At 62.8% G+C, this 21,534-nt stretch carries 20 protein-coding genes; 4 read left to right on the plus strand and 16 right to left on the minus strand.

The features are described 5' to 3' along the window. Nucleotides 1–28: 28 nt before the first annotated feature. The 4 genes from N688_RS14595 to N688_RS14610 all read right to left on the minus strand — a co-directional run bounded on the left by N688_RS14595 (nucleotide 29) and on the right by N688_RS14610 (nucleotide 4,427). On the minus strand, nucleotides 29–676 hold the full coding sequence (locus N688_RS14595; RefSeq protein WP_052889963.1) for an NAD(P)-dependent oxidoreductase: 648 nt from the start codon (nucleotides 674–676) through the stop codon (nucleotides 29–31). Nucleotides 677–805: 129 nt separating this feature from the next. Then, nucleotides 806–1,252, minus strand: a complete 447-nt coding sequence (locus tag N688_RS14600) for an Rrf2 family transcriptional regulator (protein ID WP_052889964.1) — start codon at nucleotides 1,250–1,252, stop codon at nucleotides 806–808. 237 nt (nucleotides 1,253–1,489) lie between these two features. Next, nucleotides 1,490–2,632, minus strand: coding sequence for a citrate synthase (locus N688_RS14605; protein WP_052889965.1), 1,143 nt, complete (start codon nucleotides 2,630–2,632; stop codon nucleotides 1,490–1,492). Between the two features lie 319 nt (nucleotides 2,633–2,951). Beyond that, nucleotides 2,952–4,427, minus strand: coding sequence for an acyltransferase family protein (locus N688_RS14610; RefSeq protein ID WP_081838873.1), 1,476 nt, complete (start codon nucleotides 4,425–4,427; stop codon nucleotides 2,952–2,954). Nucleotides 4,428–4,644: 217 nt separating this feature from the next. Between N688_RS14610 and N688_RS14615 the strand changes: the two genes are divergently transcribed. After that, nucleotides 4,645–6,051 (plus strand): cobyrinic acid a,c-diamide synthase CobB, encoded by a 1,407-nt coding sequence (locus N688_RS14615; protein WP_052889967.1) that lies wholly within the window; start codon nucleotides 4,645–4,647, stop codon nucleotides 6,049–6,051. Nucleotides 6,052–6,131: 80 nt separating this feature from the next. Here N688_RS14615 and N688_RS14620 read toward each other — a convergent pair whose 3' ends face one another. The 9 genes from N688_RS14620 to N688_RS14660 form a co-directional block, all read right to left on the minus strand. Further along, nucleotides 6,132–7,106 (minus strand): D-ribose ABC transporter substrate-binding protein, encoded by a 975-nt coding sequence (locus tag N688_RS14620; RefSeq protein ID WP_081838874.1) that lies wholly within the window; start codon nucleotides 7,104–7,106, stop codon nucleotides 6,132–6,134. A 281-nt stretch (nucleotides 7,107–7,387) separates the two neighbouring features. After that, nucleotides 7,388–8,458: an ABC transporter permease gene (locus N688_RS14625; RefSeq protein ID WP_052889968.1), complete on the minus strand. Its 1,071-nt coding sequence runs from the start codon at nucleotides 8,456–8,458 to the stop codon at nucleotides 7,388–7,390. 12 nt (nucleotides 8,459–8,470) lie between these two features. Continuing rightward, nucleotides 8,471–10,144, minus strand: coding sequence for a sugar ABC transporter ATP-binding protein (locus N688_RS14630; protein ID WP_081838875.1), 1,674 nt, complete (start codon nucleotides 10,142–10,144; stop codon nucleotides 8,471–8,473). Continuing rightward, nucleotides 10,141–10,875, minus strand: coding sequence for a DUF2291 family protein (locus tag N688_RS14635; RefSeq protein WP_052889969.1), 735 nt, complete (start codon nucleotides 10,873–10,875; stop codon nucleotides 10,141–10,143). Before N688_RS14635 ends, N688_RS14630 begins: the two co-directional genes overlap by 4 nt. 84 nt (nucleotides 10,876–10,959) lie before the next feature. Continuing rightward, nucleotides 10,960–11,979, minus strand: a complete 1,020-nt coding sequence (locus N688_RS14640; RefSeq protein ID WP_081838876.1) for a sugar-binding transcriptional regulator — start codon at nucleotides 11,977–11,979, stop codon at nucleotides 10,960–10,962. Between the two features lie 23 nt (nucleotides 11,980–12,002). Continuing rightward, nucleotides 12,003–13,514, minus strand: a complete 1,512-nt coding sequence (locus N688_RS14645) for an FGGY family carbohydrate kinase (RefSeq protein WP_052889970.1) — start codon at nucleotides 13,512–13,514, stop codon at nucleotides 12,003–12,005. Next, complete coding sequence (locus N688_RS14650; protein ID WP_052889971.1) at nucleotides 13,511–14,458, minus strand: transketolase family protein; 948 nt, start codon at nucleotides 14,456–14,458, stop codon at nucleotides 13,511–13,513. The genes N688_RS14645 and N688_RS14650 overlap by 4 nt, the downstream gene beginning before the upstream one ends. Continuing rightward, nucleotides 14,455–15,297 (minus strand): transketolase, encoded by an 843-nt coding sequence (locus N688_RS14655; protein WP_052889972.1) that lies wholly within the window; start codon nucleotides 15,295–15,297, stop codon nucleotides 14,455–14,457. Before N688_RS14655 ends, N688_RS14650 begins: the two co-directional genes overlap by 4 nt. A gap of 2 nt (nucleotides 15,298–15,299) precedes the next feature. Continuing rightward, nucleotides 15,300–16,295 carry a sugar phosphate isomerase/epimerase family protein gene (locus N688_RS14660; protein WP_052889973.1) on the minus strand — a complete coding sequence of 332 codons (996 nt, stop codon included), beginning with the start codon at nucleotides 16,293–16,295 and terminating at the stop codon, nucleotides 15,300–15,302. 271 nt (nucleotides 16,296–16,566) lie between these two features. On the opposite strand from N688_RS14660, the gene N688_RS14665 reads away from it, so the two are divergent. Then, nucleotides 16,567–17,193, plus strand: a complete 627-nt coding sequence (locus tag N688_RS14665; RefSeq protein WP_052889974.1) for a sigma-70 family RNA polymerase sigma factor — start codon at nucleotides 16,567–16,569, stop codon at nucleotides 17,191–17,193. Between the two features lie 127 nt (nucleotides 17,194–17,320). Then, a complete protein-coding gene (locus tag N688_RS14670) occupies nucleotides 17,321–18,121 on the plus strand; it encodes an anti-sigma factor family protein (protein WP_162179565.1) in 801 nt (266 codons plus the stop codon). Nucleotides 18,122–18,150: 29 nt separating this feature from the next. Here N688_RS14670 and N688_RS14675 read toward each other — a convergent pair whose 3' ends face one another. Together N688_RS14675 and N688_RS24015 are read right to left on the minus strand one after the other, a co-directional pair. Beyond that, nucleotides 18,151–18,825, minus strand: coding sequence for a TlpA family protein disulfide reductase (locus N688_RS14675; RefSeq protein ID WP_162179566.1), 675 nt, complete (start codon nucleotides 18,823–18,825; stop codon nucleotides 18,151–18,153). Between the two features lie 172 nt (nucleotides 18,826–18,997). Continuing rightward, nucleotides 18,998–19,210 (minus strand): helix-turn-helix domain-containing protein, encoded by a 213-nt coding sequence (locus tag N688_RS24015; RefSeq protein WP_081838878.1) that lies wholly within the window; start codon nucleotides 19,208–19,210, stop codon nucleotides 18,998–19,000. An 85-nt stretch (nucleotides 19,211–19,295) separates the two neighbouring features. Here N688_RS24015 and N688_RS14680 point away from each other — a divergent pair, with 85 nt between their 5' ends. Further along, nucleotides 19,296–20,084 (plus strand): hypothetical protein, encoded by a 789-nt coding sequence (locus tag N688_RS14680; protein ID WP_052889977.1) that lies wholly within the window; start codon nucleotides 19,296–19,298, stop codon nucleotides 20,082–20,084. 151 nt (nucleotides 20,085–20,235) lie between these two features. On the opposite strand, the gene N688_RS14685 is transcribed toward N688_RS14680, so the two are convergent. After that, a complete protein-coding gene (locus N688_RS14685) occupies nucleotides 20,236–21,534 on the minus strand; it encodes a S1C family serine protease (RefSeq protein WP_081838879.1) in 1,299 nt (432 codons plus the stop codon).

Here is a 21,534-nt window from a genome sequence, read left to right on the forward strand (position 1 = left end):
GTGACACCGGAGTACGCCGACCAGACAGCTAGTAGGCGACGGTGAAACGCTGACGCACAAAGCGGGGCTGCTCTACCTCGTCGAGGAGGGCCACCGCGTAATCCTCCATCGAAATGCGGCTCTCACCTTGCTCATCGGTTACGAGCTGCTCGGTTCCCACGCGATAGCGTCCCGTGCGCTGGCCCGGCTCAATGAAGGCCGCCGGACTGAGATAGGTCCAGTCGAGATCAGCACCCTGCCGACGATAGACCTCCAGGGCCTCAGCCGCAGCCGTGGCAATGGGACGCCATCCCGCGGGGAAGCCAGGCGTGTCCATCAGGCGAACGCCGGGCGCCACTTCCAGACTGCCCGCGCCGCCAACAACCACCAGGCGCTTGACCCCGGCCCGCTTCAGTCCCTCGATGAGGGCCTGAGCCGCCTGCACGACCATAGCCGGGTCCTCCTCTCTATCGCGCGCCGGCCCCACCGCACTGATCACCACGTCGGAGCCACCGACCAGCCGCGCGACATCGGCAGGGTCAAGCACATTGCCCGCCTCCAGACTAAACCGCGGATGACTCAGAGCAAGACGCTCGGGGCGCCGCGCCACCCCCTTCACTTCATGGCCACGGTTAAGGGCCTCTTGAATGAGACGCTGACCAATGCCGCCAGTCGCTCCAAAGACTACGATTTTCATGCAGGTCACTCCTTTCAATTCCTGAAGACCCTGAGTCCAGCCCCGCACGAGGCTTCAGGGTACTCCGTTCTGGCTCAGCCAATCTGTAACTGTGACAGTTCGCAATTCCAACAAAAAAAAAAGACGCCACTAGGCCGGCGGCGACAGTTCCCCCTCCCGCGCTCTCTCCAGCACCTGAGCGATCGTCTGGCGCGCTAACATCTGCTTGAAAGCCACTTCGGCCTCGCCGAAGTAGTGCAGCAGAGTGCGCTGGATGTTGCGACCGATCAGACAGTCGGGATTTGGCTGGCGGTGGTGAAGAGCCAGCAGAGGACCAGCCCCGACGGCCTCGTAGACATCCAGCAAGCTAATACTGGCAGCATCGCGCTGCAAGCGCCAGCCGCCACCAACTCCCGGCTGCGAGGCCACCAATCCGGCCCGACTGAGCAAGCCCAGAACGCGGCGAATAAAGACCGGGTTCGTATTGACGCTGCCAGCAATATACTCAGAAGTCAGGGGATCTTCCTCGCTTTGCTGAGCGAGCAACGTCAGAATATGCACTGCAACGGCCAGACGTGTATCTCGCGTAGTCGCCATTCCTTCCCGTGGTAGTCTATCCGTAACCAGTATAGTTTCAGATCAGAGGGTCTGTCAAGGCCAGACCCGGGACCGGGCCAGGCTCGGAAGCAGGTGCCGCTCCGGCTGACCGGCGCCCGTCCCAATCCCAAAAAGCAAAGGGAGCAATCTGGTGACGATTGCTCCCGGCGAAACAGCAGAGTGGACTCTCCTTGTGGCGCGTAGCAGATTGGCGAGCGCCCGAGCGTCCTTCTAAGCCTACTGATGGCTTACCTGGGCCTGCTCGCGCTGCTCGATCGGCACGTAGGGGACATCTTGGGGGCCGACATACTCGCCGCGCGGGCGAATCAGGCGGTTGTTGGCATACTGTTCCATGACGTGGGCCGTCCAGCCCACCACACGGCTGCAGGCGAAGACGGGCGTGTCCAGATCGACAGGAATACCCAGCAAGTAGTAGACCGTGGCCGAGTAGAAATCGACGTTAGCGTGCAGACCCTTCTGCTCTTTGACATAGGACTCGACGACGCGCGACATCTCTACCCAGCGCGTGTCGCCCTTGCGCTGGCTCAGCTCCACGGCGAAGGCATCCATATGCTTGCCGCGCGGGTCTTCGGTGCGATAAACGCGGTGACCAAAGCCCATGATCCGCTCTTTGCGCTCGAGCATGCCGCGGATATACTCCTGGGCCTGGCTCACCTCGCCGATGCGCTGGAACATGCGCATCACCTGCTCATTGGCACCACCATGCAGTGGGCCAGAGAGCGTGCCAATGGCCGCCGTGACTGCCGCGTACATATCGGCCAGCGTGCTCGCGGCCACACGAGCGGAGAAGGTCGAGGCATTTAGCTCATGATCGGCATGCAAGATTAAGGCCACATCGAGTACATGGGCATCATATGGATCGGGTCGCTCCCCCTTGAGCATGTAGAGGAAGTTCTCCGCCAGGCTCCCATCCTCCAGCGGCGCTACCGGCTCTCTCCCATTGCGAATGTGATCCCAGCCGGCCACGATCGAGGGTAGCAGCGCGGTCAGGCGCACTGCTCGCCGCCGATTGGCTTCCTGGGAGCGATCGCTGAGATCGGGGTCGGTGGTGGAGAGGGCAGAAACGACGGTTCGGAGAACATCCATCGGGGGCGTCGAGGAAGGAAGTAAGCGCATCAGATCGATCAGCCGTCCCGGCAAGGCGCGGTTGGCACGTAGCTCCGCGCTGAGCGCCTCTAGCTGGGTGCGGGTCGGCAGTGTCCCATGCCAGAGCAGATACGCTGTTTCTTCGAACGAGGAATGAGTGGCCAGGTCGTGAACGTCGACACCGTAATATGTCAGTTTGCCGCGCTGACCATCCAGATTACAGATACGGGTATGTGCGGCAACGACATCTTCGAGACCTTCGGTGGTAGGCATAGAAGCTCCTTTTGGGGACGTATGCTTCGCTTGAGCAGGAGGCGGAGCTCAACGTCCGACGTGTCGGGCAACCGCTGCTTCCACAGCGAAGCAGACTACTTCGCCACAACAAATCATATGGGTTGTGTAAAGTATTATAATCTTGCCTTCCCATCGGTGTCAACGTAAATCGAGCTGGCAGGCGCCTGTTTGTCTGCCATCTGTCAGGCAAGCGCCTGCCACCAACTCACCCACTCACTCGCCTGGCCCCGGTCAGGTCTAGCCAGGGGCCAGGCGCCACCAGGTCCAGATCAGAGAGCAGGCGTTAGGGTAGTTGCCCCTAACGCCTGCGCGAGGGGGCCAGCTCCCGTAAGGGCTTGCCAGCGAGCGTCTGGCCACTTTGGCCACCACCTCCCTTGAGTCGGCGCTGACCAAGCTTGATAAAGGGACGCTCGATGAGCAGATACGAGAGGAAGGCCAGCGGCAGCACCGCCACTATCACCCATAGCCAATAGCAGCCGTAGACCAGCCAGTGGCTGAGCCCGTTGAGCCAGGGCTGGATACGAACGCTAAAGTAGGTGATCAGTGGGAGATGCCAGATGTACAGACTATAGGATACCAGGCCGATCCAGCGCAGGTAGCGCCAGGAGAAGACGGCCCGCAGCAAGGACGGCCCGAAGAGCAGACCGGTCAGACATGAGCCGTAGGCCAGAGCAAAGCCAAACTCGCTCAAGGTATCGTAGAGGGGTAAGAGGCCATTTAGCCAGGGGAAGGCCCCCACATCATGGTTCAGATGCCAGGTGGCCATACCCACCAGCAGGATCAGCCCCAAGGCCCAGAGTGCCAGGCTCCAGCGCTGCAAACCCCTCACCAAGATGCCTGTGGGCCTGACCATGCGCCCATAGGTGTAACAGGTGGCAATCAGCATCCCGATGGCAAAGTCCTCCAGAAACTTGCCGTCCATGCCGTAGACAAAGAAGAGGGCCACGTTGAGGGCCGCGCGCGGCACGAGCGGCAGGCTCGCCTCGGGATGATCGATGTAGTAGTCCCCCCAGTGACGCACCAGCAGCGCGTAGACGATGACCAGGGCTAGCGTGAGGCAGAGCAAGGGGAAACGCCGACGCTGCGGCAAGCGTCTAAGTAAGAGCGAGACCACCAGCGCCAATAAGGGCAGCAGCAAATAAAACTGCCACTCGACGGCCAATGTCCAGTAGGGACCATTGATCTTGCGAAAGGTCTCCGGCGTCGAGTCCATGAAGAAGGTCACAAACAGCAATAGATCGCGCCAGTGCGCCGGCTGCCAGTATTGTGGCTGCCAGAGCGCGATCAAGGCGAAGAGCGAGACATAGTAAGCCGGCCAGATGCGCAAGATTCGCCGCAGATAGAAGCGGCGCCCCGAAGGCCACGGTCGCTCTTCGCCCAATACGGCCCCGACATAGGGCAGAAAGAGCAGAAAGCCCGACAAGATAAAGAAGAGCGTCACCCCTGTGCTGCCGACCAGCAATAAGGAACCTACCAGTGGATAGTGCAGCGGCTGCCAGAGATGCTGATGATACGTTGTCCAGTTGACGTGAAATACGAGCACAGCCAGACAGGCCAGCGCCCGCACACCGTCTAGCACTGGAATGGTATTGCCGCGAAGATCGTTCTCCAGAAGCACCGGTAGGCCCTGAAAGAGACGCAGCAGCCAGCCCGCAGCAGCCCGCAGCCATCGCCAGAGGGGAAACTGAGCGATCGCTTCCAACAACATAGATAGAGCACCCATTGTTTTCACGTAATAGGACAACGGCGTGAGGGTGGCGGCGGTGACAGGCATCGGCACATTTTCCTACATCTTGGGATAAGTTGAGCCATGAGCACGCATCGCTGAGCAAAGTCAGCCGGATCGTGCTTGACTGGACGCACGAGCGAGTGATTAGCTTGTCGTTAGCGACATCGAACGGTGGTGCGGAATACCCCCATCAGGTTGCCTGGCGGGCTGAAGTCTACCGCACCAGCGCCCCCGTCAGTGGGCGCAGCACAGGAGTCTGACAATGCCTCTTGATCTGCCACGCTTACTCATCGCTGGCACGGCCAGCGGCGTCGGTAAGACGCTGCTGAGCTACCTGCTGATCGCCGAGCTGCGGGCGCGCGGCTGGCGCGTGCAGCCATTCAAGGTCGGCCCCGATTATCTGGATGCCTCACACCTGGCCCAGGCCGCCGGACGGCCCTGCTACAACCTCGATACCTGGCTGATGCCTCCCGAGCGCCTGGAGGCCAGCGTTGCTTCTGTCTGTCGCGATGCCGACCTGGCCATTATCGAGGGCATGATGGGCCTCTACGACGGGCGCGAAGCCCAGAGCGATGCCGGCAGCGCCGCGGAGATTGCTCGCTTGCTGCAGGCGCCGGTTCTTCTGGTGCTGGACGCCTGGGCCCAGGCGCGCAGCGCTGCGGCGGTCGTGCTGGGTTTCCAGCGCTTTGCCCCGCAGCTGGCGCTCGTTGGTGTAATGGCCAATCGCGTGGCTGGTCCTGGCCATGCGCGCCTGTTGCGCGAGGCCCTGGCCTCATCCAGTGGGCCGCCGCTGCTGGCGGCTTTTCCCGCTCTGAGCGAGGCCCCGTGGCCCGAGCGCCACCTTGGCCTGTTGCCCGCCAGCGAGCAGGCCCTTGGCGGCGAACGCCTCGACACCCTGTTGACGCTCTTCCGCCAATCCTGCCAGCTGGAACAGGTGTTGACCCTGGCGCGTCAGGCCCCTCCCCTGGCGACGGGCGAGGCTCAGAGCGAGACGCGCTCGACCGCCCCAGGCGAGGAGCGCGTGCCTTTAGCCCTGGCCTATGATGAAGCTTTCAGCTTCTATTATGCCGATACGCTCGATCTGCTACGCCAGGCAGGAGCTGAGCTGGTGCCCTTCAGTCCGCTGCGTGATTCTCAGCTACCAGCGGGTAGCGCCGGTCTCTATCTCGGCGGTGGCTTTCCCGAAGAGTACGCCGCGCCGCTGGCTGCTAACGAAAGGCTGCGCCGTCAGCTTGCCGAATTGGTGGCAGCAGGCTTCCCCTGCTATGCCGAATGCGGTGGGCTGATGTACCTCTGTCGTCAGATGCGCACGGCCAGCGGCCAAAGCTACCCCATGCTTGGAGTCATCGAGCGTGAGAGTATGCTCGAAGGTGGCAGCGCGGGTCTGCGCATCGGCTATCGTCTGGCCCGGGTGGAGCGCGAGAGCCTGCTGCTGCCGCGTGGGGTACAGGTACGTGGGCACGAGTTTCACTATTCTCACCTGGATGCCGGGCCGAGTCCGGAGGAGGCCGCCTATCTGCTCAGCTCGCCCGACGGTCAGCACCAGCAGCCGGAGGGCTTCGCTCGTGGCAATCTTCTGGCCAGCTACCTGCACCTCTCCTTTAGCGGCTATCCCGAGGCAGCCCGGCGTTTTGTGGCTGCCGCCCGCCGCTGGTTGCGACTCCTCTAGCTGGATCGACAACAAGAGAGGGCCGACAAGCCGCTGCCTGCAGGCAGCGGCTGCCGGCCCCCTTTCAGGCACTCACTGGCTCACTTTGGTCCAAAGACCCCGAACTGATCGGCGTTCTGCGCCGTCACCAGGATGCAGTCGATCGACTGCTTCTCCGGTTGTCCTGTAGAACCGGTCTTGAGGTACTTATCGGCCTCATCAACGGCGAGTTGGGAGATACGAACGGCAGGCTGCAACACTGTTGCCTTGATGCCGCCCTGCTTGATCGAGGCAATGACATCAGGGCTGCCATCGAAGCCCACCACGATCACATTGGTCTTGTGAGCCGCTTGCAGCGCTGCCCAGGCACCCAGGGCCATCGTATCGTTCCCCGAAATCACTCCCTTGATGTCGGGGTGCGCCTGCAGGATAGTCTGCATCTTCTGGAAGGCCTCGGTCTGGTCCCAGTTGGCACTCTGTTGGGCCACCATCTTCAGACGTGGATACTGATCGATGACGTCGTGGTAGCCGCGCGAGCGGATGGCTGCGTTGGTATCCGACTGCTTGCCGAGCAGCTCGACATAGTTGCCCTCTTCGCCCATCAGCTTGACGAACTCCTGGGCGCCCAGCGTTGCCCCCTGATAGTTATTGGAGACGATCTGCGCTGCGGCCACGCCGGTGGCGTTGATCTCGCGGTCGATGAGGAAGACCGGGATGCCAGCATTCTTGGCTTTGCGCACCGCCGCCACCGTGGCATCGGCGCCCGCATTGTCGAGAACGATGGCCGCCGCATGACGGGCGATGGCGGTGTCGATCAGCTGATTCTGTTTGTTGACATCATCATCGTGGGTGGCGGCCACCGTATCGTAGCCGAGCGCCTTGGCGCGGGCCACGGCGGCATCGGCCTCCGCCTTGAAGAAAATATTGTCGTAGGCCGGGGTAATAACGAAGATCAGTTTTTTCCCCCCGGAGCTGCCAGAAGTTGTCGACGATGACTGGCCCGAGTTGCCACAGGCAACCAGGCTGAGGCTGACCAGCACTAGCACTGTCAGCAGGTAGAGCATCCGTCGAAGCATAGTCGTTTCCCTTCCTTTCGGCACTCTTCTTTGAGAGATCGTCTCTGCTGCTCTCGTTCCACCTCGCGCGGGTAGAAGAGAGCAAGCGTGTCACGCCAGTTGGGTCGAGTTGATCGCGCAGCCAGTCACTGCCCTGGCTAGAGCCAGCGGCGCTGCGCGGTGTGGGCGCTTCCCTCCCTTGCGACCGAGGGGACGCGCAGTGAGTGCATCCTCCTTCCCAGGGTCCTGTCTTGCCCTGTTTTGGCGCAGGTCCTCCCCTGGCCGTCGCTCGCGCTCGCGTATCAGGCCAGGGCGGCGCGCTTCTGCCACCGCTGCTGGAGCTGGTCAATAATGACCGCCAGCACAATGACGGCTCCCTTGATGACCATCTGCCAGAACTCGGAAACGCCGATCAGCACCAGGCCATCGCTGAGGACGCCGATCACAAACGCGCCGATGATGCTGCCCAGGATCGTCCCCCGCCCTCCGAAGAGCGAGGTCCCGCCCAACACCACCGCCGCGATGGCATTCAATTCATAGCTCTCGCCCGTCGCCGGCTGGGCCGCCTGCAGCTGGGAGGCAATCACCAGCCCTGTCATGGCCGCGCAGAAGCCGGAGATCACATAGACCAACAGCTTGACGCGGTTGACTCGAATGCCCGACAGCTGCGCCGCCCGCTCGTTACCGCCGATAGCATAGACCTGGCGCCCGAACGGTGTGCGGCTGGCCACAAAGGAGGCGACCAGGCCAAAGAGGATCATCAGCCAGATGGGCATCGGCACCCCCAGGATGTTCCCCGTGCCCAAGAAGGGGAAGCCTGTGTTTCCCAGCGAGGGATCGCCTCCCAGGTCGGGAAAGGTCGCTCCGTTGGAGGTCAAGAGCGCCAGGCCGCGGGCGGCGTAGAGCATGCCCAGGGTAGCGATGAAGGGGGCCACGCTCAGGCGCGTGATGACCAGCCCATTGACGAGACCGAGGATGATCCCGACCAGCAGGCTGATCAGGATCACCACCCAGACGTTGAAGTAGACTACCACGCCAAACATGGGCAGCGGCAGCCCCTGGCTGATAAGATAGCCAGCCACCATCGCCGTCAGACCGACAATGGAGCCGACCGAGAGATCGATGCCCGCCGTCAGGATGACGAACGATTGCCCAATGGCCAGCAGGGCATTGATCGAGACGTGCTCGGCCACGATGGTCAGGTCGTTGAGCGTCAGAAAGTCGGGCGAGAGGATCGAGAAAATCACCACCAGGATGATGAGCGCCACAAAGGCACGCAATTGAAAGAGAATGGTCTGAATTTGTCGTCGCTGCAGTGCGAAGCTGCGACGGGCCGCCGGCTCGCGGCTGGTCACAGATGACGGATTGCGCATGATCTCCCTCTTCTAGGCTCGTGGGCGCGGCTGATGGCGCCGCTCTTCCAAGGCAGATGCCGCAGGCGCCGTGGCCTGGGCCTGCCTGTCCACAGGGTCCGCTGCTCCCGATGGCACCGGGCCGTGAGCGGCCTCCTCGTCTCCGGTGGCCGGTCCCTGGCCAGCTGAGGCGGCGGCTACCAGGGCCTCCTCGCTGGCTTCCTCACGGCGAAACTCGCCAGTCAGCCGTCCGCGCGCCAGAACCAGGATGCGATCGGCGACGCTCATGACCTCGCGTAGCTCGGAGGAGACAAACAGAATGCCGAGTCCCTCGCTGGCCAGGCGGTTCATGAGACGGAATAGATCAGCCTTGGCTCCAATATCGATGCCACGGGTTGGCTCATCCAGCAGCAGGAGGCGTGGCTCGGTCAGCAGGCCACGGGCAACGACTACTTTCTGCTGGTTGCCACCGCTGAGCGCCTCGATCAGGGTCTGGGGCGAGGGTGCTTTGATCCCCAGGTCGCCCATGAGCCGGCGTACTGCCGCCAGCTCCTTCTGGCGCGAGAGGGCCGGGCCGCTCAGATAGCGACGCAGGCTTGCCAGGACCATATTCTGGGCCACCGAGAGCGTGGGCACGAGTCCCTCGCGCTGGCGATCCTCCGGCACGAGCACCAGCCCCTCGGCAATGCGCTCGCCGACGTGGCGCCCGCGCAGGCGCTGGCCCGCGATCCACAGAGAGCCACTGGCTTCAGGATGCAGCCCCATCAGACACTCTAGCAGCTCGGTCCGGCCTGCCCCCAGCAGCCCATAGAGGGCCACAATCTCGCCGGCACGCACCTGGAACGAGACATCGTCGAGCAGCAGCCCCCCGCCAGGCCGGGGCAGGCTCAGATGCTCCACCCGCAGCAGCTCCTGGCCAGGAGTGCGCTCCTGGTGCACGTAGGTCTCGCTGACGCTGCGCCCAATCATCTGCTCGACGATCCAGTTGACGTCGATCGTACTCACGGGCGCCTCGGCAATGCGGTGGCTGTCGCGCAGCACCGTCACGTAGTCGCCAATGCGCAGCAGCTCCTCTAGCTTGTGCGAGATATAGATGATCGAGACCCCCTGCGCCTTCAGCTCGCGAATGACGCGGAAGAGAATCTCCACCTCGGCAGTGGTCAGGGCCGAGGTCGGCTCGTCCATGATGAGAATGCGTACGTCACGGGCCAGCGCCTTGGCGATCTCGACAATCTGCTGCTGGCCAAGGCGCAGATGGCCCACCAACGCCTGGGGATCAATGGGCTGCTCCAGCCGCTGCAGCAGGCGCCGGGCCTCGGTTTGCTGGCGGCGCCGATCGACCAGCATGCCGTAACGATGGAGGGCCTCATGGTCGAGAAAGATGTTTTCGGCCACGCTCAGATTCGGAAAGAGGTTCAGCTCCTGATAGATGATGCCGATGCCAGCCCGCGCCGCCTCACGCGGCGACTTGAACTGCACTGGCTGCCCCTCCAGAAGCAGGTGGCCACGGGTGGCAGTCTCCGCCCCAGCAATGATCTTCATTAAGGTCGATTTGCCCGCCCCGTTTTCGCCAATCAGGACGTTGACCTTGCCACGGTAAACGTTGAAGTCCACGTTGTCGAGGGCCACGGTGCCACCGTAGATCTTGGTAATGCCTTCGGCCCGCAGGACAATGTCAGGAGCCTTCTCCTGGTCAGGTGCCTTCATGAGCCGGAACCCTCCACCGCGAGTTTGACCGGGGCCACCAGAATGAACTGCGGATCGGTCAGGGCAAAGACCCCGTAGAACTGGATGAGCTTGCCCTTGAGCTGCGTGGGATGGATGCTTTGCGCTACCTGAACCGCCCGCGCGTTAAGGGCGTCAGCTACCTGGGCATATTGAATCTGGTTGACAAACTGGCTGAAGTGGATGAAGCCCACACCATCACGGATGGCTGTGCCCAGAATGACTGGCCCGATCTGCAGGGAGAGGTCGGCCCGCCCATCGTAAGGAGGCAGATCAAGGCTGAGTGTGCCATTGCGCGAGGTGGTATTGACGCTGACGACGCGCCCCAGGCCCTTCACCATGAAGGTGTAGGGACCGTCCCCTTCTTGATGGCCATAGCGCTGCTGGGCCGCTTGCTGGTTGGCTTTCAGCGCCGCCAGTACCTCGCTGGCGTCGTGGGCCTGCTGGACAACGGTCGGCACCACGCGGCTGGCCCAGATCCGCTGGACATAGGTCTCAGGATCAAAGGTCTGGGAGCTGCCACTGCCACCGCTGGTCGCGTTGCTCGCAGGAGCATTCAGTGGCCGCACCGTGTACAGGCTGCAAGCCGACAGAAGCAGACAGACGCATAAGGCCAGCCCGCTCCAGATCAGCGGCAGCCTGGGCGTTGAGGCCGTCCGTGGCCGCTTGGGCTGCTGCTTCGTGCGGCTCATCCTCTGAGCATGGTCGTACATAGGGTCCTCCCAACCAGACAATGGTCGGTCGTTGTTGGGTTGGCGCTCCTGCACACATGGCAGGTCGCTTGCTCTTGCCTGGGTTTAGTGCGCGACAGCGCCGGCGCTTCCGCCGCTCTCAGGCGCGGCTGCCTGGGCCTGAGCCTGCTTCTGCTCCACCAGCCAGCGCGCCGTCAGGTGATCAGTGATCAGGACGTTGATCCAGCGCCCTTCGAGGGCACCTCGAATAGCCGCCTGTTTGCGTTCGCCACCAGCAACACCCACCGCGTATTTGACGCGCTGCAGCTGCTCCAGGTGCATGCCAATGACGCGCTCGTCGAGCGGGGTCACGACCGGACGCCCCTGGGCATCAAAGAAGCGTAGCACGATGTCGCCAACGGCCCCATGCTCACGCAGTATGTGCAGCTCTTCGAGCGAGAAGATATTGCCGCTGCTGGCCAGCAAGGCCGAGGGTTCGACAGCCCCAATGCCGACCAGAGCCACCGTGACGCTGTCGAAGAGCTGGTAAGCTGCGCGCACAAATGGATCTTCAAAGAAGATCTGACGGGCCTCCGGCGAGCTGACAACGCCCGGCGCCGGCAGAAAGACAGCCTCTCCGTGCAGGAGTTCGGCCAGGCGGCGCGTCAGCTGCGTGGCATGGACCTCCGCCGCCGGGTTGCCGATGCCGCCCAGGATCTGCACAACTTTGGCCCGTGAGGGCTGCGCCAGTGGGTGCATGGCGTCGACCATCGCCAGGAGCGAGGCGCTCCAGGAGGAGATCCCTACAATCTCCCCCGGCGTGATCTTGGACTCCAGCCAGAAGGCCGCCGCTCCCCCGATGGCTTGTAGCATTTGCTCGTTGTTGGCATCCTCCGGGCAATCCGCGACAATGGCCTCTTTGAGGCCGTACAGGGCCTCTAACTGGTTCTCAAGATCAGTGTAGACCCCCCGCGGCATGCTCACCGTAATGCGTACAATCTGCTCTTGCTGGGCCCGCTTGAGCAGGCGTGAGACGTTGGACTGCGAGAGCTGCAGCCGCTCGGCAATTTCTACCTGCGAGAGACCACGCTCGTAGTAGAGACTGGCAACCTTGGCCATCAAGCGCAGATCGTCAATGCGTGCCATAGGTGCGTTACTCCTTACGCCGGCTAAGATCCTTCTTCCCGGCGCCCTGCGGATCGGTGCAGTGTAGTGCGCGCGACCGCCTCCTGCCAGCCGCTGTAGCGGGCCTCGCGCGCTTCCGCAGGCAGGGTCGGCGTGAAGCGTTGACGGGGGCGCGGCAGGGCGGCGATCTCCTCCTCGTTCGCCCAGAGGCCCACCGCCAGGCCCGCCAGATAGGCAGCCCCCAGCGCTGAAACATCTGCCGATTCACAGCGCAGCACCGGTTTGCCAATGATGTCGGCCTGAAATTGCATGAGCAGGTCATTACGAGTGGCACCACCATCGGCGAGTAACACTTGCAGTTTGACGCCCGCTTCCGCCTGCATGGCGTCAAAAACGGCACGCACCTGATAGGCAATGGCCTCGACAGTGGCCCGCGCTAACTGCGGCAGGGTACTGGCCTGAGTTAGACCACAGATGAGACCGCGCGCCTCTTTGTCCCAGTAGGGCGCCCCCAGGCCGCTGAGGGCCGGGACGAAGTAGAGGCCGCCACTGTCAGGCACACTAGCGGCCAAGGCCGCTAAGTCGACGACGGGATCGCTGAGACCAAGGAAGCGCCCTAGCCATTCGACGGCAGCCCCAGTGACGTAAATATTGCCTTCGAGGGCATAGGTGACCCGCTCGCCTATGGCCCAGGCGATCGTGGTCGAGAGCCCGCTCTGCGAGAGACGCGGCTCCGGCACCGGCGTCATGAGCGAGGAGCCAGTACCATAGGTGGCTTTCACGGCTCCCGGCAGAAAGCCGGCCTGGCCAAAGAGGGCGGCATGTGAGTCCCCGATCAGGGCCGCAATGGGTAGGCCCGCCGGCAGCGCGCCGCAGGCCACGGTCCGGGCGTGTATCGCTGCCGAAGGCTCAACGACAGGCAGGATCGCCGCCGGCACGCCCAGCAGCTGCAGCAGCTCCTCGTCCCAGGCTCGCCGCCCTAGATTGAAGAGCTGCGTGCGCGAGGCATTGGTCATGTCACAGATATGAGCCGCGCCGCCGCTCAGCTGCCAGCAGAGCCAGCTATCGACAGTGCCAGCACATAGCTCGCCAGCCTCCGCCCGCTCCAGGAGATCCTGCTCTTCCAACAGCCAGCGGATCTTCGTCCCGGAGAACATAGGGTCGAGAGTGAGGCCACTGCGCTCGCGGATGAATGGCTCCAACCCCCGATCTTGTAGGGACTGACAGAGCTGACGCGAGCGCTGACATTGCCAGCTCACACATGGCCCCAGAGGCCGACCGCTGGCCCGCTCCCAGAGCAGAACCGACTCGCGCTGGTTACTGATGGCCACGGCTACCAGCTCTACGTTGGCACCGCCCTGCTCCAGACAGGCGGTGCTGGCCTCCAGCACGCTCTGCCAGAGCTCCAGCGGGTCCTGTTCAACCCAGGCCGGACGCGGATAGCGGCGCTGCACAGGACGGCTGGCCCGCGCCAGAACATTGCCCGCTGCGTCGACGAGCAAGGCTTTGGTATTGGTGGTTCCCTGATCGATGGCCAGGATTGCCGTCTGCTTCATTGCTCTGCTCTCGCCTTGAGAAGCTCTAACGCCGCCGCACGAATGCCCGCGGGCGTCAGAGCGAAATGCTCTAAGAGATACTCGGGCGAGCCGGTGGGCGCGAAGACGCCGGGGACGCCCAGGATACGCATCGGCACGGGATAGGTGGTCACCACTGCCTCGGCAACCGCTCCTCCTAGCCCACCATAGATGGTGTGCTCTTCAACGGTGACAATGGCCCCGCTGCGCCGCGCAGCCTCGACCACCGCCTCACGATCGAGCGGACGAATGGTCGCCATGTTGATCACTGCCGCCTCGATGCCGTCGTTGGCCAGGAGCGCGGCAGCCTCCAGGGCCCGAGCCACCATGACCCCCGTGGCGATCAGCGTGATATCGCTCCCCTGACGCAGCCAGCTCGCTTTACCGAGGCGGAAGCGATAGTCCGCCGGATGAACCTGCGGCACCGGCATACGGCTGATGCGCAGGAAGAAGGGACCAGAGAGGCGAGCTGCTTCGTGCACAGCTTGAGCGGTCTCCAGTGGATCAGCAGGCACGATCACTGTGAGATTGGCGATGGCGCGCGTCCAGGCCAGGTCTTCAATGGAGTGATGCGTCGGCCCCAGCTCGCCGTAGGCCAGGCCGCTACTCATGCCGCAGAGCTTGACGTTGGCCTGCGAGTAGGCCAGGTCAACCTTGATCTGTTCGAGGGCGCGCGCTGTCAGAAAAGGCGAGGCCCCGCTGACAAAAGGAACCTTGCCGCCATTGGCGAGGCCAGCAGCTACCCCAACCATGTTCTGCTCGGCAATACCCACGTTGACCAGCCGCTGCGGGAAGGCCGCCTTGAAGCCTTTGAGCTTGCTGGAGCCAAGGGAGTCATTGATGACGACGACAATGCGCGGATCGTTACGCGCCGCCTCTTCGAGCGCCTGGGCAAAGGCATCTCGACAGTCGTAGAGCTGGCTCATCCGTGCACCGCCTCCCGCAGCTCCTGTAAAGCCCGCTCAGCCTCTTCGGGCGTCGGTACTCGATGGTGCCAGTCAACATTGTCGCACATAAAGGAAACCCCTTGACCTTTGTGTGTGTAGGCGATCAGACAGCGCGGACGCCCCGGCTCCCAGCTCTCGCTCTGCAACATGTGCAGGAGCGCGGCGTAGTCGTGCCCGTCGACCTCGCGCACCGCCCAGCCGAAGGCACGCCATTTGTCAGCCAGAGGCTCCAGCCGGATGGTGTCCTCGGTTGGCGCGCCCTGCTGCAGTCGGTTACGATCGACGATGACGGTCAGGTTGTCCAGTCCGTAGTGAGCGGCGGCCATCGCCGCTTCCCAGTTGCTGCCTTCTTGCAGCTCCCCGTCCCCCGTGAGCACGTAGGTGCGCCAGGCCGCTCCGTCAAGCCTGGCCGCCAGGGCCGCCCCAACGCCGATGGGGAGGCCATGACCCAGCGGGCCAGTGCTGGCCTCAACCCCCGGCACCTTGGTGCGATCGGGATGACCGTTGAGACGCGAGAGAGGCTTCATGAAGGTCTCTAGTTCGCTCGTTGGAAAGAAACCTACTTCGGCAATGGTGTTGTAGAGAGCACCAGCACAATGCCCTTTGCTCAGGATGAAGCGATCACGATCAGGAGCATCGGGATGCTGCGGGTCCACGCGCAGGACGGCAAAGTAGAGCGTGACCAGAATGTCCAGCGCGGAGAAGTCGCCCCCAAGGTGCCCCATGCCCGCGCGCTGGATCATCACAAGGTCCCGCTGCCGCAAGAGATTGGCTTTCCTGCTCAGGGCCGCAAGCTGGTCCTCACGATCCTGGGTCATGCTTACTCTTCGCCTCCGTCCAGTCCTAGCAGGGCGGCAAAGACAAGCTGCTGCGCCTGCAAGGCGTCTTGCTTCTCTTGGGCTTCCTTGAGAGCCCCCTGGTCGAGCCGCTGGCGCACACGGTCAAGGGCTCGGATGCGCTTGATGCTGACACGCGCCGCCTCGACGGGATCTTCGCGGAAGGGAAATTGATCCAGCAGGATGGGACGCTGCCAGCCAATACGCTCGACCGCTTGCAAAAATTCGATGGTTTCGATGAGGTGAATGGAGGCTACGGCCAGGTCGTCGTCCCATTCACGCCAGTTGTCGTTGACTTCGATGCTTGTCAGCTTGCCATGACGTGCGATCAACTGGAGGGCTTCCGCCGGCGTCTCTTTGGCAAACAGGGAGTGGCCAAGGTCCATGACGATGCCGACGTTGTTGACGCCCATCTCTTGAATGGCGAGGAGGGTGCGCGCGGAGGAGCTGAGGACAAGCTGGACACGCGGCTCTTTGGCTTTGTATTCAATGGCGTATTGCAGGTCAGGGTTGGCCTCCGCAACCGCGCGAATGCCGTTGACGGTGAAGTCCCACAGCTGTAGATGGTCAGCCTGGAAGGGGTAGTCGTAGCCGTCTTGCCCAGGCCAGAATTTGACGTAATCAGCTCCCAGGACCCGGGCAACGTCGCTGGCCCGCTTGCCCAGGTCAATGGCCTGCTGCCGCACAGCGGGATCAGGATGGGTGAAGCTGCCACGGGCGAAACGCTGGTCATAGATGACAGGCGTGACGGCGATGGCTCGCAGTCCGTTGCGCTCCAGTGCCTCTTTGACTTGCTCCAGGCTCAGGTCCTCTTCGGGAAAGGGATAGTTGATGTCTAACCCAACCAGTCCCCCAACACGCCCGGCTCGCTCGATGGCTTCAAGGGTGCCAACCGGCGGCCCGTAGGCGTTGGTGGCATAACGGTCGATAAACTGGCCGAAGAGCCAGATGCCTGCGCCAAACCGGAGGCCGTTGCTCATGGTCTCTTTCTCCTCATCTCTGAATAATTATTCAGCACTGAAAAAATATTCATCACGCTGATAAGTGTACCGGGACAGGGCCGCTCTGTCAAGGGGCTGCGCCGGCAATTTTTGCCCGGCTGCCTGGGTTGGCGTCAGTAAACCGGGAGCAAGCAGGCAGAGTGCAGGCACGGGCTGCGTCTGGCCCGCCCCCGCCAGATCTAGGGTATAGTCACTGTTGCGGTTTTTATGCTACACTGGAGGCGATCTGACCAGGAAGAGAGGCAGGTTGATGCACGCACGGCCCGACGCTGATGAGGCGGAGCTGCTCACCAGGAGCCAAAACGGCGATGTGAGCGCCTTTAATGAGCTGGTTCTGCGCTATCAGTCCAGCGTCTATAATGTGGCTCTGCGCATGCTGGGCGACGCGGACCTGGCCGCCGATATTACACAGGACACCTTTCTGGCGGCTTTCCGCCATCTGGCTAATTTCCGCGGGGGGACGGCCTTTCGCTCCTGGCTGCTGCGCATTACCACCAACCTGGTCTACGATCATTGGCGCCGTCAGCGCCGTCATCCAGAAGAGTCATTGGAGGCGGCCAGCGACGAGGATGATCCGCAGTCCCCGGTCACCCTGGCCCAGCTGGCTTCAGCCGATCTGGAGGCTAACCCAGAGCTGTACTTGCTCCATCAGGAGCTGCAGGAACTGATCCAGCGCGGGCTGGCCGAGCTTCCTCCCGAGCAGCGGCTGGCGGTGATCCTCTGCGATATCGAGGGGCTATCGTACGAGGAGATCGCGGCTGTCATGCAGACGATGCTCGGGACAGTGCGCTCGCGCATCGCGCGGGGCCGCTCCCGCCTGCGGGCTTATCTGGCTCGCCATCAGGAACTTTTGCCGCGCCCGTTTCGTTCCCCCTAAGAGGTGCTGTCTCTGGTCTCTGTACTCCTCCGAGCAGGTGGCTTGCCCGGGAAGGAGGAAGGAACAGCGCCATTGTGACGCAGGCTTGCTTGTAGAGGGGCATTTTTCCGGCACTGGAGAGAGAGTCGTGGCACAGGATCATCAGGAGCATCCAACGCTTGAGCAGCTTTCAGCCTATCTGGACGGGGCGCTCTCTTCCGAGGAAGGAGCTTTCTGCGCTGCTCATCTGCCTCACTGCGCTTCCTGTCGCTCAGAGCTGGCAAGTCTGCGCCTGACACGCGACCTGCTGCGGACACTGCCGCGCGCTACGCCTCCGCGCACCTTTACGTTAACGCCTGAGCTGCTTGAGAGCGCATCCACACCTTCCACTCCTTCTGTACCAGCACAGTCGGCAACTGCCTCGCCCGAGGCTGCTCCCTTGCTGCTTCCGCGTCAGCAGCGGCCTGCGGCAGGGGCCCGCGCGGGACACCCGCGGCTGCATCGCTTTGTGCGCGTCCTCAGTACCTTGGCGGCGGTGATCGCCCTGGCGCTGCTGCTGTCAGGACTGCTGGTGCTAGTACAGGGCAGCAACTCGTCGAGCAGCGTGAGCACAGTGGCTCGACCGGCGCCCGCGGTCTCTACTGCTTCTTCTGCTGCTCAGGGGGGCCATCCGAGAGCGACGGCGACTCCTTCAACGGTGGAACCGCACGGCCTTCGGCCTGGTTCGACAGCCCCCCCCGCTTCCTCTAATCCTATGTCCGGCAGCGAGCGGGGACCCAGCCCTACCGCTTCCCTGGAAGCGCTTCTGAGTGCCCCTGTGCTGCTCCTGCTGCTGGGGGGCCTGCTGCTGATCGTCAGCCTGGTCGGCCTGCTGCTGACGCGCAGGGCTGGCCTGCCTTCCTGGCCCCACCAGGAGGGAGATAAGGGGAACAGACAGGCCACTCGCTAGGCCCAGCTCTCAGTCGCCCTTCTCGCCCTTCAGGGAAGCTGGACTCCAATGTCGGCCAGCCCTTGACGCAAGCTCTGCTCGTTGAGCTCGGTAATGGCTACGGCGCGTACAATGCCCTGGCGATCGATAAAGTAGGTGGTGGGAATAGCTGTGACGCGATAGACGGCGTTGACCTTGCTACCGGCGTCGAAGAGGAGAGGATAGGTGACCTTGAAGGTCCGGCCAAAGCTGGCGATGTCTTCTTTGGGATCAGCCTGGTTGATGCCTAGCAAGACAAAGGCCCCCTGGGCGCCATATTGTTCGTAAGTGCGCTGGAGAAGGGGGACTTCGCGCCGACAGGGATCACAGGACTCCGACCAGAAGTTGATGACGACTGGATGGCCACGCAGGGCTTTGAGATTGACGGTCGGGCCGCCACGTCCACCATAGACGGGCAGGGTGAAGTCGGGAGCCGCCTGCCCGACGGCGATCCCCGGAGTCGGCGCCGTCGCTGGCGCCGGCAATAAGGTCAGCACAATATAGCCCCCGGCCAGCAGGGCGACCAAGACCAGGACGCCAATGAAGATGAGCCGCCGCCGATTCCGTGGCCTGCCTACCTGCTGCTCATAGTGAGCAGCCAGCTCTTCTTCAAATTCGCGCCGCTGCTCCCGCACTCGTTGCTTCTCTGTTTGCTCTTTGTTGATGACTCCGCGTTTCTGTGCCATGCCTTTGCTCGTGAGGGGATAGAATGCGCTCCGCACAGGCGGATCTGCCTCCTCGATCTCTCCCATACTATAGGCCGGGCTCCTCCTCTCGTGCAAGTCCTGGCCCCAGCATCAGGCCCTTCCTGCTCCCCCTCGCCACCCGCTCACTCCTGCGGCGGGTTCGGCACTTCTTCTAGCAGATCCGCAACGCGACACGCAGCCCTAGCGCTTTTGCCAGTTGCTCTAGTGTGTGCACCGTCGGGCTATAGCTCGGATCATTGCAGATTCGGGTAATGGTGCTAAAGGAGATATCCGACATCCGCGAGAGCTTGCTCATGCTGATGCCACGCTGCGGGGGGAGACCAGCCAGCAAGGAGAGAGGGCGGCAGGCAGTGCAAGTTTGCATAGGTTTTTGTATAATCTACACGATCTGATCAAGCTTTTGCAGGGTTGACCGCTCTCAAAAGGGCACCGCCTGCGGGAGGCCATGTATGGAGACAGCTCTACTCGTCAGCTTTGCCATTGTCAACGTCATTGTCACCGCCGCCTTCGCCGGTGTCGTGTTGATGCAATACGTGCAGCGTCATCGTCCCCATCAGCTCTACTGGTCGCTGGCCCTCGGGATGGCCTTTGTGGCCACGCTGGCCTATGTTCTCATGATTCCAGCGCAGCCGACGAGCGGACTGGGGACCATCCTTTTCCGTATTTACTACATTCTCGGCGCCGCCCTTACCTCAGCCTGGCTGGGTCTGGGCAGCATCGCCCTGGTCGGAGGTCGGCGTGTGACCCTGGCCAGCCTCATCGTGCTCTCCCTCGTCAGCGTGCTGGCCATTATCTCGATTGCCACGGCGGGCGTCGATCAGCAAGCCCTCAGCCATGTGGTTGGCAGCTCTGGCCGCGGCGTCCTCCAGCTCGGGGTGGGCGTCGTCACCATCATCATCCTGAATACCGCCGGCGTCGTGGCCGTCGTCGGCGTGCTGCTCTACTCCCTCTGGAAGCTGCTGCGGCGCCAGCCCTCGATCCGCGGTTTGCAGACCAGTAACATCTTTTGGGGGAACGTGCTCATTCTCCTGGGGGAGCTGCTCAACGCCGCCGCTGGCAGCTTCGCCCGCTTCATGGGCCTGGAAAGCACCTTCTGGCTCTTCATGGCCCTGGGCTGGCTCGTCTTCTTCTGCGGCGTTCTTCTCACCGGGCGCCGCGCACCCCGAGCGGCTCCAGCCAGCGCCGCCGCAACCACGACTAGCGTCCCAGCCTCTAGCCAGCAACCAGCATCATCCTAGACAGCCCGCCAGCGGACCGCTCAGGGCTGGGCCGTCACCTGCTTGCTTATTTGACCGCCCCCAAGAAACAAAGGGGCGAGCGAGAGGCTGTCCTCAACCAACCTCTTGCTCGCCCGTTGCAGCCCACGCTATGGGATCTAAGGGGCCAGCCTTAGCTGTTCGCCTGCAGCTCACCCAGGGTCACGTTGATTGTCAGCTGCTGATTGCCGCGATAAACCGTTACCCGGGCGGTTTGGCCAGGACTCTTGTTGACCAGGATATCGCTGAGCGTCTGGTTATCGGTGACCTTCTGGCCATCGATGGCTACGATGATATCACCAGCCCGCAGGCCCGCGCGAGCCGCTGGCCCGTTGGCCGTGACCGAGACGATCAAGGAGCCGTAGTCAACCGGCAGGTTATCCTGAGCCGCCAACTGGGGCGTCACTGAAGCCACGCGCACGCCCAGGGCCGCCCGCCCCGTATGCGTGACCTGGCCTGTAGCGATAATCTGCTGTGCGATGAAGCGCACGCGGTTCGAAGGGATGGCAAACCCCACGCCGTTCGCTGGCGTATTGAACTCGGGATCGATGGCCGCCACGGTCGGGATACCAATGACGTTGCCCGAGAGATCAACCAGCGCTCCGCCGCTATTGCCCGGGTTGATTGGGGCATCGGTCTGAATAGCGTTGGCGATCACTGCCGACCCCTGGCCCTCCTCAGAGACCGTGCGCCCCAGTGCACTGATGATGCCGTGGGTGACCGTCTGCGTCTCGCCCAGGGGGTTTCCGATGGCCAGCACCTCCTGTCCAACCTGCAGCTTCGACGAGTCGCCCAGGGTGGCCACCGTGATATTGCTCGGTGGATTGATCTTAATGACCGCCAGGTCGTCGGCGGGATCGGTGCCAGCCACCTGAGCCTGCAGGTGGGTACCATCGGCCATTACCACTTCAATCTGCTGGGCGCTCTCCACCACGTGATAGTTGGTCACGATGTAGCCGCGCTTATCAATAATGACGCCGGAGCCGATGCCTGAAGCGCCTGAGGACGTCGTGACATTGATCTGCACCACGGCAGGCTGGACCTTAGCAATGGCGGCTTCTCGCGCCTGCTCGGCGGTCGTCACCACCTTGGCGCTCGTCGTGCTGTTACTGCTGCCGGTCTGCAGGGTCGCTGAGGCCACGCCGTTGGCATTGCCAAATTGCCAGCCGGCAGCGAAGAGCAGCCCCCCAAAGATCGCAGCCAGAACCAGGGTGATCACCACCGCCCGGAACGAGGACCCGCGCCGTGGCGGTGGCGCCGCCGGCGTGAGCGGCCCACCTGCTCCATAATAGGGACTGCTAGCCGGCATCGCCGTATTAGCTGGCCCGCCCGTTCCCGCTGCGTTCTCGCTCGGACGATAGTGAGCAGCTACTGTCTGCTGATCGTAGGGATCGCTCATCCCTGCTTCGTCTTCTGCGTGCGGATTATACAT

This window comes from Thermogemmatispora carboxidivorans, from assembly GCF_000702505.1.
In the GTDB taxonomy this organism is placed as follows: domain Bacteria; phylum Chloroflexota; class Ktedonobacteria; order Ktedonobacterales; family Ktedonobacteraceae; genus Thermogemmatispora; species Thermogemmatispora carboxidivorans.